The organism is Candidatus Woesearchaeota archaeon (assembly GCA_030651135.1).
Classification (GTDB): domain Archaea; phylum Nanobdellota; class Nanobdellia; order Woesearchaeales; family JACPBO01; genus JACPBO01.
The window spans coordinates 540,087-553,432 of the sequence record JAUSCS010000006.1 but is presented as its reverse complement, the minus strand read 5'-3'; the positions used below and the strand labels follow the sequence as shown (position 1 = coordinate 553,432).

General features: G+C 37.9%; 16 protein-coding genes. 7 read left to right on the top strand and 9 right to left on the bottom strand.

The features are described 5' to 3' along the window. Positions 1–105: 105 nt before the first annotated feature. The 5 genes from Q7J54_03220 to Q7J54_03200 are packed head-to-tail and all read right to left on the bottom strand — an operon-like array spanning position 106 to position 4,763. Positions 106–1,320: an ABC transporter permease gene (locus Q7J54_03220; GenBank protein ID MDO8740562.1), complete on the bottom strand. Its 1,215-nt coding sequence runs from the start codon at positions 1,318–1,320 to the stop codon at positions 106–108. Next, the gene (locus Q7J54_03215) at positions 1,317–2,540 is read right to left on the bottom strand and encodes an ABC transporter permease (GenBank protein MDO8740561.1); all 1,224 of its coding nucleotides are present in this window, start codon (positions 2,538–2,540) and stop codon (positions 1,317–1,319) included. Before Q7J54_03215 ends, Q7J54_03220 begins: the two co-directional genes overlap by 4 nt. A gap of 37 nt (positions 2,541–2,577) precedes the next feature. Beyond that, a complete protein-coding gene (locus Q7J54_03210) occupies positions 2,578–3,834 on the bottom strand; it encodes a COG1361 S-layer family protein (GenBank protein MDO8740560.1) in 1,257 nt (418 codons plus the stop codon). After that, positions 3,835–4,527, bottom strand: coding sequence for an ABC transporter ATP-binding protein (locus Q7J54_03205; GenBank protein ID MDO8740559.1), 693 nt, complete (start codon positions 4,525–4,527; stop codon positions 3,835–3,837). It lies immediately after the preceding gene. Next, positions 4,524–4,763 (bottom strand): AbrB/MazE/SpoVT family DNA-binding domain-containing protein, encoded by a 240-nt coding sequence (locus tag Q7J54_03200; GenBank protein ID MDO8740558.1) that lies wholly within the window; start codon positions 4,761–4,763, stop codon positions 4,524–4,526. Before Q7J54_03200 ends, Q7J54_03205 begins: the two co-directional genes overlap by 4 nt. 139 nt (positions 4,764–4,902) lie before the next feature. Between Q7J54_03200 and Q7J54_03195 the strand changes: the two genes are divergently transcribed. Together Q7J54_03195 and Q7J54_03190 are read left to right on the top strand one after the other, a co-directional pair. Further along, a complete protein-coding gene (locus Q7J54_03195) occupies positions 4,903–5,481 on the top strand; it encodes a hypothetical protein (protein ID MDO8740557.1) in 579 nt (192 codons plus the stop codon). Further along, on the top strand, positions 5,478–6,179 hold the full coding sequence (locus Q7J54_03190; protein ID MDO8740556.1) for a hypothetical protein: 702 nt from the start codon (positions 5,478–5,480) through the stop codon (positions 6,177–6,179). Before Q7J54_03195 ends, Q7J54_03190 begins: the two co-directional genes overlap by 4 nt. A 1-nt stretch (position 6,180) precedes the next feature. Here the strand turns inward: Q7J54_03190 and Q7J54_03185 are convergent, their stop codons facing one another. Next, the gene (locus Q7J54_03185) at positions 6,181–6,537 is read right to left on the bottom strand and encodes a hypothetical protein (protein MDO8740555.1); all 357 of its coding nucleotides are present in this window, start codon (positions 6,535–6,537) and stop codon (positions 6,181–6,183) included. Positions 6,538–6,543: 6 nt separating this feature from the next. Then, on the bottom strand, positions 6,544–7,530 hold the full coding sequence (locus Q7J54_03180) for a calcium/sodium antiporter (GenBank protein ID MDO8740554.1): 987 nt from the start codon (positions 7,528–7,530) through the stop codon (positions 6,544–6,546). A 74-nt stretch (positions 7,531–7,604) separates the two neighbouring features. Between Q7J54_03180 and Q7J54_03175 the strand changes: the two genes are divergently transcribed. Genes Q7J54_03175 through Q7J54_03155 form a run of 5 tightly spaced genes read left to right on the top strand, consistent with a single transcriptional unit; the run spans position 7,605 to position 11,502 of the window. Continuing rightward, positions 7,605–8,228, top strand: coding sequence for a M50 family metallopeptidase (locus Q7J54_03175; GenBank protein MDO8740553.1), 624 nt, complete (start codon positions 7,605–7,607; stop codon positions 8,226–8,228). 29 nt (positions 8,229–8,257) lie between these two features. After that, complete coding sequence (gene pyrG, locus Q7J54_03170; protein MDO8740552.1) at positions 8,258–9,874, top strand: CTP synthase (glutamine hydrolyzing); 1,617 nt, start codon at positions 8,258–8,260, stop codon at positions 9,872–9,874. Continuing rightward, positions 9,875–10,216, top strand: a complete 342-nt coding sequence (locus Q7J54_03165) for a DUF192 domain-containing protein (GenBank protein ID MDO8740551.1) — start codon at positions 9,875–9,877, stop codon at positions 10,214–10,216. 54 nt (positions 10,217–10,270) lie between these two features. Beyond that, positions 10,271–10,840 carry an L-threonylcarbamoyladenylate synthase gene (locus tag Q7J54_03160; GenBank protein ID MDO8740550.1) on the top strand — a complete coding sequence of 190 codons (570 nt, stop codon included), beginning with the start codon at positions 10,271–10,273 and terminating at the stop codon, positions 10,838–10,840. Positions 10,841–10,875: 35 nt separating this feature from the next. Continuing rightward, a complete protein-coding gene (locus Q7J54_03155) occupies positions 10,876–11,502 on the top strand; it encodes a metallophosphoesterase (GenBank protein ID MDO8740549.1) in 627 nt (208 codons plus the stop codon). Positions 11,503–11,522: 20 nt separating this feature from the next. Here Q7J54_03155 and Q7J54_03150 read toward each other — a convergent pair whose 3' ends face one another. Together Q7J54_03150 and Q7J54_03145 are read right to left on the bottom strand one after the other, a co-directional pair. Next, positions 11,523–12,473 (bottom strand): Fic family protein, encoded by a 951-nt coding sequence (locus tag Q7J54_03150; protein ID MDO8740548.1) that lies wholly within the window; start codon positions 12,471–12,473, stop codon positions 11,523–11,525. 118 nt (positions 12,474–12,591) lie between these two features. After that, positions 12,592–13,305 (bottom strand): hypothetical protein, encoded by a 714-nt coding sequence (locus tag Q7J54_03145; protein MDO8740547.1) that lies wholly within the window; start codon positions 13,303–13,305, stop codon positions 12,592–12,594. Between the last annotated feature and the right edge of the window lie 41 nt (positions 13,306–13,346).

The window sequence follows — 13,346 nt, the reverse complement described above, 5'->3', positions numbered from 1 at the left end:
AAAAAACAGCTTAAATAAAAACATTTCTATTTGTACTGTTTTACTCATATGAGTAATGAATTACTTAAATATTTTACCTACGGCTTTGCCATTTTCCACAACAATTTATTCATACCTCAGCGAATCCGCAGGCCTCATAAGCGCAGCCTGCCTTGCTGGAAGCATTCCTGAAGCAATTCCTACAGCAACGGAAAACAACAGCGATCCAACAATCAAATACCATGGGAAATATGCCTTCAGGATCGACACTCCCATCTGGGTTGTGATGTAAACTACAATATTGCTCAATCCAACTCCGATCAACACACCGATTATGCCTCCAGTTAATCCCAATAATCCGGATTCTATCAGGAAGATCTGCGCAATATCAGAGTTTTTAGCTCCTATTGCCTTCATAACGCCAATCTCCTGCGTTCTCTCTAAGACAGAAGTGTACATTGTATTCATTATCCCTATTCCGCCAACCAGCAAACTTATTGCGGCAATTCCAATGAGAACAGCCTGGACAATTGTAAACACTGTTTTGAAAGTTTCCAATAGCTGGGCTGATGTCTGTATTGAGAAATCCTCTTCGCCCTCCTTCACATTCCTTTCGTCACGAAGCCTTTTTTTAATGCTTTCTGCAATTGCATTTGCATCTTCTCCTTCCTTTATCTGCACTATTATTGTATCATATTTTTCAGGCTCATTTAAAACTGCTCTTGCAACATCCAATGGAATAAGTATCTGCGAATCATCCTGGGGATTGCCTATCCTGCCCAATATTCCGATGATCTCAAAATCTTTTCCTTCAACTTCTATCTTGTCTCCCACATTAAGCTTTTTTTTGAACACTTTGCCTTCGCTGAACATTATGCCGACCAATGCCTTATAGCTATCGCCTTTCTTCAAGTCCTTTCCTTCCGTAATTTTAAAAGACTGCATGCTTTCGATTATCTTCCTGGATTCATCTGTCGGCATTCCAGTTGCCCAGCTGTATTTGAATTCATTGCCGCTTTTCATTCTTGCCAATTTATATATAAAACCGGCAGCAAGATCAACTCCTCTGACTTTTTTTATTGTATCAATATCTTTCTCTTTCAGCTCTGATGCTGCAGAGCTTCCGCCAACACCTGAAAAAGTTCCGCCAGGGCTTACGATTATCTTATCCACGCCAAGCATCTTGAACTGCTCATTTATTGTCTCCTGCAATCCCTGGCCAAGGCTGATCAATGCAACAACCAAGGCTATGCCTATGAAAATGCCAAGCATTGTGAGCCATGTCCTGGTCTTTCTTTCCCTTAGATTAAGGAAAGCGTATTTTACATAATCTTTGATCATTTTTTCCTCAATGCATCTACCGGGCTTAGCAATGCTGCCTGCCTTGCCGGCAAAGAGCCTGAAACAGATCCTATTAAAAATGAAAATGCCAAAGCGCTGATTATCAGTAAAGGGCTTATGTCTGCCCTGAACAATGTTATGCCATAGCCCTGCACAGCAAATTCAACTGCCTTTGCTATTGAAATGCCGATAACAATGCCAATAGCGCCGCCAGCCAAACTTAGCAGCCCTGATTCTATTAAAAATATTTTTGCAATATCTGAATTTTTAGCGCCAATAGCTTTCATTATGCCGATTTCATTTGTTCTCTCCAAAACAGAAGTGTACATGGTATTCATTATGCCGATTCCGCCAACTAATAGACTTATTGCAGCAATGCCAATCAAAACAGCCTGCACAACATCAAGAATAACTGTAACTGTTGCAACTCTCTGCTCTACTGTCTGCACTGTGAAATCTTCTTCATTTTCTTTAACATTCCTGAATTTTCTTAGCTCTTTCTTTATTGCCTCAGCAACTTTGACCGGCTCAAATCCAATTGATGTTGTAACCATTATCGAGGATATTTTTTCAGGCTCGCTGAATATCTCCCTTGCCGTATCAAGAGGAAGTCTGACGAGAAGATCGTGAACACCTGTTCCAATCAATTCTTGAATGCCGACAACCTCAAATTCCTTGTCCTCAACTTTTATTTTATCTCCCAGTTTTATATCTGTATCGAAGAGATCATGCACAACTTTGTAGCCCAGAACTGCCTTGTATTTATCAGTCTGCTTCAGCTGCCTGCCTTCACCTATTTCAAAAAGCCCTATTTCCTCTAATCTTTTTCTTGTTTCTGCGTCAGTTGAAGTGCCAAAAACAAGTGTATGCTTAATTTCATCATGAAATTCAATTCTTGCTGTTTCTGAAAGAATCCCGGTTGCAAAATCCACTCCAGCCACTTTGCTTACGACATCAAGGTCATCTTTTGTCAATTCGGATGCAGAAAGCGAAGAGCCTGCTCCTGGCGGGCCAAATGCAATGCCGCCGGCTTCAATGATCACCCTGTTCGACCCTACTTTTTTAAATTCTTCATTAAGCGCAGCTTTCATGCCCATGCTTAATGAGATAAGCGCAACAATGGCAGCTATTCCTATTAATATGCCGATAATTGTAAGAATCCCTCTTTTCTTTCTATGCAAAAAATTGCTGTATGCAAACTTAATGTAGTCTTTGAGCATTTTTATTCCTTTTTTCAATCAAAAAGAAAAAATAAAACTAAGCTTTTTTTCTTCTGCTCTTTTTCCATTTCCCATAGCCCCACCATGCTGCTACGGCAATGATGATCAGCAAAACAATTCCCCAAAAGCCATTGCCTTGCTCTATGCCGAGTTTTTCAGGGCTGATTAATTTAAGCTCCAGGCTGACATTTGCAGAATAATCCTTGTTGTTTGCATCCTTGTAATCAACTAAAAGAGGAAGTATTACCTTGCTGTCTTTTGCATTTTTCAGGAACAGCCTGAATTCTGCTGTTTCGTAATCATCTGAATCCACATTTCCCACATACACAACATCTGGGGAGACTATTTCATAATCATTTGTTTCTTTCAGTTTTGCATTCACAAATTTTATGTCTGTCAATCCTTTATTAACAAATTTAATGATTATCTTGCCTGAGCTTCCGACCTTGTATATTGCTGAGCTGTCTATGCTGATGTAAAGGTCTGGAACTGAGCCGACAACCAAGCCGATTAAATGCGATTTTGTGTAATTCTTTCCAAGCCGGTCTATATAATTTATTTCCAGCGGCATTTTATATACATCTGCTTTTGTTCCAGGCGCTGTTATCACCTTGAATGTTATTGTTTCCTTTAATCCTGCATCAAGATTTTTTATTGTTTTTTCATTTGAAGAATCAATTGGCGCAAAAGGCGTATCATTTAAGTTAAGCTTTATCCGGATATCTTTTAAGAGAGAGCTTGCAATATTCTTGATTACAATATTCAGCAAAGCTTCATTCCCGGGCACAATTATCCTTGGTGTTGAATTGGCTGATTCAACTGATATTATTGCTTCATGCGCCTGTATGCTTATATTAAATGCTCTTGTTGTAACCCACTCAGAGCCTGATGCTGTTTTGTAGCGGACCTTGATTTCATTTTCACCGTCAACAGCATTCTCATCAACCTTAAGCCTGAATTTTGCAATAACTCCTTCTGAGCCAAGCTGTATTCCGGATATGCTGCCGAGGTTTTTAGCTGTGCTGTCTCCGGAGCCTATTGAAAATGGATATTGCGGAATAATATCAAGCGTTACATTAGAGGCTGCCCTCGTTCCCCAATTTTCAACTTTAAAGCGCAGGTCAACATATCCCGCAGGCTCTGCAGGGTCAGGCTCCTGGCTTATCAGGGTTATTTTTATATCCCTGCTTTCAGGATTCGCAACAGTTGTAGTGGTTGTTATGGCATAAGCAATGTTTATTGAAATTGCCAACAAAACAAAAACCAAAATCGCATACGCTATTTTCTTATTCATCTAACCCACCCCATTCAAGCTTTTTACAATTTTTCCATCTCTGAGATATTCAATCCTGTCTGCCTCTTTTGCAAGAGCTGCATCATGAGTGACCAAAATGAAAGTTTTGCCTTCTTTTTCGTGCATCTTTTTTAAAAAGTGTATTATGTCCCTGCCGCTTCTGCTGTCGAGATTTCCTGTCGGCTCATCAGCCAATATCACCTCTGGCTTATTTGAAAGTGATCTGGCAATTGCCACTCTCTGCTGCTGCCCTCCGCTCATTTCTGAAGGCTTGTGGCGCATCCTGTCATTTAAGCCCACTATTGCCAAAAGCTCTTTTGCAGTTTTTATGCGCTCATCTGCCGGCACATCCTGGAAAGTCATTGGCAGGGCAACATTCTCAAGGGCTGTTAATGTAGGTATTAAATTAAACTGCTGGAATATGAATCCTATTTTTCTGCCTCTTATCTGGGCAAGATCTGATTCATGCAATTTAGCAATATTCTGGCCTTCAAGGAATATGTCGCCTTTTGTGGGAATATCCAAGCAGCCAACCATGTTCATTGCTGTACTTTTTCCGCTGCCGCTCGGGCCCTGTATTGCAACAAACTCGCCCTTTTTGATCTTAAGGTTGAGGCCGCACAATGCATTAACCTCAACTTCACCCATCCTGTATGTTTTCCAGACATTCCTCAATTCGATTATTGCGCTCATTTTTCCTTCAGCATTTTATTTATATCCCCGCCGAAAAATTTTGACAGCAATTTAGTCATTACATCAGCTTTGACCAGAATGATTCCGCGGGCTCCCATTTTTTCACCGCTTAAAACCAGAAATTTTTCGCCTTTGCCTATTCCTAATTTTTTCCTAAGCTTTGACGGCAGCACCATCTGCCCTCTTTCACCAATGATCGTGCTTCCGTAATATTCAAATGACTTGTCCTCAAGCATTTTTGAGTATGATTTTTCATACTTTATAAACTTTTCGTATTAATCATACGTTTCATACCTGAGTCCAGCAGACATAGCCTGAGAAAAATGCAATGAAGCTTTAGAAAAACATATAAATAAGCCATTTCTTCATTCGCTTATGAAAAAGCGGAGAATGAACAAACAGGTCCTTGTAACATTATTTTTAGCATTTATAATGGTGTTCAGCACTTTTGCCGTTATTTTTGACAGATACACGAATGTTGTAAAGCTGAAGTATAACGGCCATAGTTTCTCACAAAATGGAAATCTTTTTGCAACAAAGATAAACGGAAATAATGTTTATTTTGACAATTTTCCAAAAAATGTCGAAGACATAAATTTAAGCAGCGATATTGTAAGCAGAATATCAAACACGAAAATGCTTTATATCACTTATGATATTTCACAGGACACGCGCAAGATAATGGGAAAAACACAGTATGACCTTCAAAATGCGTTGTGGCAGAATTTCAAGATATATGCGGCAGCCTCGCTGATGAATGAAAGCAGTTATAATCTTCCTGTTGTCAGCTGCAGGAATGCAACAGCATCTGTGCCTGTTATGGAGCTCTCTTACTCTAATGAAACAGGAGCCAGTTTGGAAGGAAACTGCATATTTGTTTATTCAACTAATGAAGCAGAGTTGATAAGATTGAAAGACAGATTGTTATTTGGGTTATTTGGAATAATTAAATGAAAGATAAAGCTAAATCCAAAGATGAAGAAGTAATTAAAGATGTTTCTGAAATAGAAAAAGGATTAGAAGACGAGCCTGAAGAAAAAGAGGAAACAGAAAAATTTGATGAAAAAAAGACAACAAGGGTTTTTCTAATAGCAATTATTGCTCTAATTATTGTGTTTGCATTAATATTCAGCGTAAAGTATTTTTACAGTAAAGAAGAAAGCCTTCAGGAATACAAATACGGCGCGTATAAATTCACGAAAATCGGCGGCATGTGGTACACGCAAATACAGAATGAAAACAATATTTTCAACATTCCGCTGCATTACAATCCCGGGGAAGTAAAGAATATATCAGTTGTTGGAAAAATTGATGATAGGTTTAATTTCAGCAAAAGCATCTATTTGACATCTGATCCGGCAGAATCCGGGGCAGGCTATATTGCGCTGGCTGCTGCTGAATTGAGCTTAAACATGGTGCAGGGTTTGGGCTTGCTGCCAGTTGCGGCGTGCTCTGAAAACAAAACAATCTACTGCGCTGAAAGGCCGATCATCAACTGCACAAACACAGATGAGCCGGTTATTTATTTGAAAGAAAACGATAAAGCAGAAGTCGAGCTGAAAGGGAATTGTGTTGTGATTAATGGAAAGGATGTTGATTTGGTTAGGTCAACTGACAGATTGCTTTATCAGCTTTATAGGATAATGAAATAAATTACAATTCTAGAGCTCCATTTTCAGTAAGAACAATCAATCTTATCCCCACTCCAAGCTTCAGCAATGCTGACAGCACAGCCATATGCTCTTTTCCTGATCCTGCTATCATGTTGAAGGCAACTTCAATGCCCGTTATCTTTTTCTCGAGCTGTTTTTTTATGTTTTCGCTCAGTTTCTGCAGCGGCTCTTTTGGATCTGCAATTATAAATTCAACATTTTTCATTTTCGGAAAATCCTTTCTGCAGAGATCATCTGCCACAAGAAAAACCTTTTCCCACTGCTGGCTGTTGATTAATTTAACCAGATAATCCTGCGTTATTTTTGCCGGCGACAAGCAAGCTATTAGTTCAGTCATTTTGCATCACATATGTATAAATATGTTCATTATTAAAACAGCTATGTAGCTCAAAAACAAAATCCATCCTTCTGCCCTTGAAATCCTCTGCTTGTAAACCATAAAGGTGAGCAGCAGTATGCTCATTGCAACCATTATAGGAATGTCAAAGCGCAGCCATCCTGCTGTTATTGTAATAGGCTGTATGATTGATAAAATTCCTAATGTAATCAGCAATGTAAAAATATTAGAACCAAGAGTTTCTGAAACAGCAACCTCTTCCATGTTTTTCAATGTTGCCTGGATTGCAGCCGCTATATTGGGTATTGATGGTCCGATTGCGCCTATTGTCAGGCCAATGAGCAGATCTGAAAAGCCAAATGCGCCAGATATCCATGTTAATGATTTTGAAAAAAGATAGGATCCTATCAAGAGAAGGATCATCCCGAGAATAAAGCTCAAAACTCCTGCTTTTATTTTGCCAAACTGCAGACCGATAAAGTCCAGCTCTATCTCCACTTCTTTCAATTCTTTCTCTTTCTGGGCTTCATGCTTTGATTTTTCCTGCACCCAGACATTAATTAAGTATGGTATAAAAATAAGGATGAATGCCCAGCCTTCAGATCTTGTGATCTGGTAATCTGTGCTTAAAACAAGAACAACAATAGCAACGCACACGGCAAATATGCTGTCCCTTAAAATCAGAGATCTGCTGACCTTAAGCGGCTTTATCATTGCTGATAAGCCGGTCATTAAGCCGATGTTGCATATTATTGATCCAATTATAACGCCCAAGCTTATGTTTATATGACCCAGCTTTGCAGCCCAAATAGCAATTATTATTTCAGGCAAACTGACCATTATTGAAACAAGTATCAGGCCGATAGCAACATGCGTTGTTCCGAGCTTCTGCGCCAGAGGGATCAAAGAATCAGTTGCCCAGTCAGATCCCAAAGTAATGAAGATTATACTCAAAAAGATCATAATGACTAATAATAATATTATTTCGAACATAAGAAAAGATTTTAAAGAGTAATATATAAATGTTATGGGAAAGTATATAAATAATATGTGTTTATTTTTAATCTATGATCTTCGACTTTACAAGACTGGATATATTGCGGATGTTTAATATCAGCATTCCTTTTAATTCGCCCATTCTTGAGATAATTGATATAATAATTATGAGCATTGTGATTGGCTTTATTTTCAAAGATATTTTCAGAATGCCTGCTGTTGGATCATACGATCCCTTGAAACATTACGGAAAATTCAATTTTTCCAACTTTAAATTTGCTGTCGCAGTTGTTGCTCCTGCAATTGTGCTGCATGAGCTTGGCCATAAGTTTGCTGCAATGCTTTTTGGAGTTTCAGCAACATTTTTCGCAGCTTATGGATGGCTGTTAATCGGGATATTTTTGAAGATTGTTGGATTTGGATTTATTTTTTTCATTCCAGGATTTGTAGTGCCGCTTCAGCCTTTAACTTCCATGCAGAGCGGAGTGATAGCATTTGCCGGGCCTTTTGTAAATCTAGTGCTCTGGATCGGATCATGGCTTGTTTTGAAAAATAAAAAAGTGAATAAAAAATATTATTCAATATTGTATCTGACAAAGCAGATCAATATGTTTTTATTTATATTGAACATGCTTCCGATCCCTGGCATTGATGGGTTTAGTGTTTATAGGTCTATTTTTCAGATCATATTTTGAATTAGAGAAAACTTTATAAATAAAAGTGCATGTTCTTAGTTGTGCTCACTAATAAAACGAAGTGGATCATTGTAACTGGCGGTGTTCTTTCTGGATTAGGCAAGGGAATCGTAACTGCTTCTATCGGAAGGCTTCTCAATTCAACTTATAGAGTGATCCCGGTAAAGTGCGACGGCTATCTTAATGTTGATCCGGGCACAATGAATCCGATAGAGCATGGCGAAGTATTTGTTCTTGATGACGGTGGAGAGGTTGACATGGATTTCGGCCATTATGAAAGATTCCTGAATATAAACTGCAAATTCAAATGGAACCTGACTTCTGGAAAGGTTTTCAAAGCGGTGATTGACCGCGAAAGAAGAGGAGATTACCTGGGCAAGACAGTGCAGATGATACCGCATGTTACAGATGAAATTAAAAACAGGCTTTTTGAGATTGCAAATGAGGAAAAAGCAGACATCATGCTTATTGAAATCGGCGGCACAGTCGGCGATATAGAAAATATGCTCTTTATAGAAGCAGCAAGACAGTTAAAGTCAATGGTTGGCAGGGAAAATATTCTATATGTCCATCTTGCATTCGTGCCTGTTGTCGGCGGTGTGGAAGAGCAGAAAAGCAAGCCAACGCAGCAGAGCGTTTCAATGCTCGAGCAGAGAGGAATACAGCCGGATATTGTGATAGGCAGATCAGAAGATTATTTGCAGGACAAGATAAAAGAAAAGATTGCCCTGTTTTCCAATGTAAGGAAAGAGGAAGTGATATCAGACCCGAAAGTGGAGACAACTTATGAACTGCCGATTATTTTTGAAAAGGAAGGATTGCTGAAAGTTTTAAAAGAAAAATTAGCTCTCAGGAACATAAATGATTTAGTTGAGTGGAAAAAATTAGTTGCAAATATAAAAAATCCTAAAAACAAGGTCAAGATCGCAATCTGCGGCAAATACACTGCATTGATGGACTCTTACGCAAGCATTATAGAGGCGTTGATGCACGCAGGGGCGCATCTCAATGCAAAAGTTGAACTGAAATGGATTGAAACAACAGAGATAGAAAATGGAAAGGTAAAAGTTGAAGATGCTTTAAAGGATGTTAATGGCGTTATTGTTCCTGGCGGATTTGGAGCAAGAGGAACAGAAGGAAAAATAAAAGTGATACAATATGCCCGTGAAAATGACATTCCTTTCCTTGGATTGTGCTATGGATTGCAGTTAGCAGTTATTGAATTTGCAAGAAATGTCTGCGGCTTGAAAGATGCAGGCACAAGCGAGAATGACGAGAAAACAAATAATCCAGTCATAGATATTTTGCCTGAGCAGAAAAATGTAAAAGAGAAAGGAGCTACAATGAGGCTCGGCGCCTGCAAGGCAGTTTTGAAGAAAGGAAGCATTGTCCAGAAACTTTACAATTCAGATGAAGCTTCTGAAAGGCACAGGCACCGCTATGAAGTCAATCCAGACTATCATAAAATACTGGAGGAAAAAGGATTGATGTTCAGCGGAATGTCACCTAACGGAAGATTAGTTGAGTTTATAGAGCTTTCAAAACACAAGTTTTTTATAGCCACGCAGGCACATCCTGAACTTAAATCAAGGCTTGAAGATCCGGCTCCATTATTTTACGGATTTGTAAAAGCAGCAATAAAATAAATGGCAATTAAGAACGTATCGCAAAAAATAATTCTGGCTGAAAAACATAAAATCTGTAAAAGTCTGTTTTCAAAGGCAATTGGATTAATGTTTTCAAAGAAAATAAAGGATTTTGCATTGGTCCTTGCTTTTGATGAAGAAAAAAGGATTTCACTGCATATGTTCTTTGTTTTTTATCCGATTGATGTGCTGTTTTTAAATAGAGATAAAAGAGTTGTTGAGAGGAAAAAAAACTTTAGGCCCTTTGCTATTTATAATAGTGTTAAAAGAGCAAAATATGCTGTTGAATTACCTTGCGGCATTATTGGCAAAACAAAGATCAATGACAAAATAGAATTCTAAGGGTATATAGTGCATATAACAAGCTTTATAAACCATAAGGCATTCCTGAAAATCATGGAAATCATAAATAAAGATGAATTCAAGATAAACAAGGAAGCAATTTTGAGGGGGATATTAAATGGCGCTACATTTATTCATCCTACTGACACAATCTATGGAATCGGCTGCAATGCAAGGCATTTTGGAGCGGTAAAAAAAGTAAGGGAAGCGAAGCAGCGATATACAAGGCCTTTTTCAATTATTGCCCCTTCCAAAGAATGGATCAGGGAAAACTGCGAAGTCTCAAAAGAAGCAGAAAAATGGATTAATAAATTGCCCGGACCATATACCCTGATTCTAAAACTGAAAAAAAAGGATGCGGTTTCTCCAAATGTGAATTCTGATCTTGATACTCTGGGCATTAGAATTCCAAACCATTGGTTCAGTGAGGTTGCTGCTGAGCTGAATGCTCCGATTGTGACAACATCTGCCAATGTAATTGGCAAGGATTTCATGACATCGCTTGATAATCTTGATCCTGAAATAAAGGTGAAGATTGATTTCATACTATATGAAGGAGAGAAAAAAGGCAGGCCTTCAACAATAATTGATCTGACTGACAATGAAAAGGTCATAAAAAGATAGGAAGTTTTTTAAATTACGTTCTATTATTTTGCATTATGGAAAAGAAAACTGATAAAAAACTGAAGATACTTGCCGCTGGAGATATACACGGCGACATGAGCCTGGCTGAGAAGCTGGCAGAGCAGGCAAAAAGGGAAAATGTTGATTTGGTTATTCTTTGCGGCGATCTGACAATGGGAGACAGGTCAACAACAAACTTAATCGGTCCTTTTAAAAAAAGGAATGAGAAAGTTTTGCTTATTCCAGGAAATCATGAAACAGTTGCAACAGCGGATTTTCTTGCTGAAGTTTATGGAGTGAAGAATATTCATGGCTATTCTGTGAAATACGGCAATGTAGGAATCTTTGGAGCAGGCGGCGCCAATATTGGATTGTTTCAGATGGATGAAAAAGAGATTTATGATCTGCTGAAGAAAGGCTTTGACAAAATAAAGGAGTTAAGCAAGAAGATAATGGTTACACATGTGCATCCTTCAGGAACAAAAATGGAGAAGTTCACGCAGTTCTTTCCAGGCAGCTCAGGAATAAAGAGAGCAATAGAAAAATTCCATCCTGACATTCTGCTCTGCTCCCATGTGCATGAGGCAGAAGGCATAGAAGAAATGGTTGGGAAGACAAGGGTCATAAATGTCGGGAAGAAAGGGAAGATTATTGAGATATAAAAAAGAGCTGATTCATCTATTTAGGCTTTCTTTGTTTTGTGGTTGCCAAGTTTTTTCTTTAATTCATTGTATTCTTTCATATAAAGCTCTATTGTGGGCTTTAAATCATGGTTTTTTTCATATGCCTGCAAAGATGCATAGTATTCTGCCCTGTTCCTGAAATCTATGTTTATCGGGGGCAGATTATGCTTGATGAGGATATTATTTAGCAAGATTCTTCCCACTCGCCCATTTCCATCCCTGAACGGATGAATATTCTCAAATTGGTTATGTACAACTGCCCCGAGAATCAATCCAGGATACCTATTTTTGTTCTTTTCATACCATTCTGCCAAACCGCGCAGAAGATGATTTATTCTTGCCTGCGGCGCTCCTTCATGGACAACATTTCCCCCGCTGCCCATGACAACTACTTCTTCACCTCTTTTTCTCAGTTTTCCGGCAAATGGCTTGGAATTTTTGAACACAATCTTATGCATTTTTTTTATGAGCTCTAATGAGATATGCTCTTTTGTGTTTCGAATATATGAAATTGATTCATCCACTCCAAATGCTTCTGCAATATCCTCTTTTGACTTATTGGGCCATTTGTCTTTTTCCAGCAGCTCTTTCACTTCTTCCTGATTTAATCTGCTTCCTTCTATGGCATTGGTATTGTATGTGAATATTTCTGAGAATTCTTTCCAGTCTCCTTCTGATAAATGGCTTATTTTTAAGGGTATTTGAGCTTCAAGCTTTCTTATTGAAGCTATCTCTTCTTCTGAAAGTTCCACCTGAAGCGGATCTTTTATGATTTTGTATTTGTGTATTTCTTCAAGGATAAGCTTTTCAGCTATTTTTTTCCTTTCCTCCAGCAAATCTATGTCCTGCCCCAGATATTTTCTGAATTTGTAAACCTTAGCGCCCTCCCTGTAAGAATGCGCCAAAAAATACTTTATTCGCTTTCCTGCCTTTCTTTTCTCAACGTGCATAGAATAATATAGGTGACTACATATTTAAATGTTTTGGTATTAGGTGACTACATTTAGGCTATTTTGTAGTCACCTAAACAGGAATTCTTATTTTTTCTGAGAAAAGTTTTGTTCAGACCTACCATATCTTAATCATCGGATACCTTCTGACAGATCTGAAACCCATGAATGCTCCTAGAAGTATTAAGCATATGCTCAATATCCAATAAATGTTATCAAATACTAGTTTAGAATTAGAAAATGTTAGTACAAATGCACTTGAAAAGAATAGATTTACGCCAATAAAGATGACTATTGTTGCGATTATCCTTAAACCCCAACAATATAAATCAGATGTCAGGTCGATTCTATCAATAGTTTTTGCAAGATACCAGCTTCCAGCTAAGATTATGTAAAGGAATATCAAAAATAATATCCAATCTATGTACTGACCTAAAAAGGAATCAAGTTTAATGTGCCTGTCAACAAAAATGAAAAGCATAATTACAATAATTATATTCTGTAGCAGGTTAGCGTTATTTCGTATGTATCTTAATCTAAGAAGCCAATACTTATACCCAGTCCATATAGTTATTAAAAGTATTGTTGTTATTAAAACATCAATTAATCCATCAAATTTGAATGAGTTTGAAACATCATACCACGAATCAGATAATCTTTCAACGAAGCTTTGCTTTACTATAGGTGTGGAGTCAGGTTGATTTTTTTGAGATGAGAATAACATTAATAACAATATCAACCCAATTAGGGGTATGAACTTATAATATCTGCGTATTTTATTGTCATGAAATTTCTTAATATTTTGTGTGTGTTTACGGATTGCATCATGCATACATAACCGATATATAATAGGATATATAAATTTTACTTAAA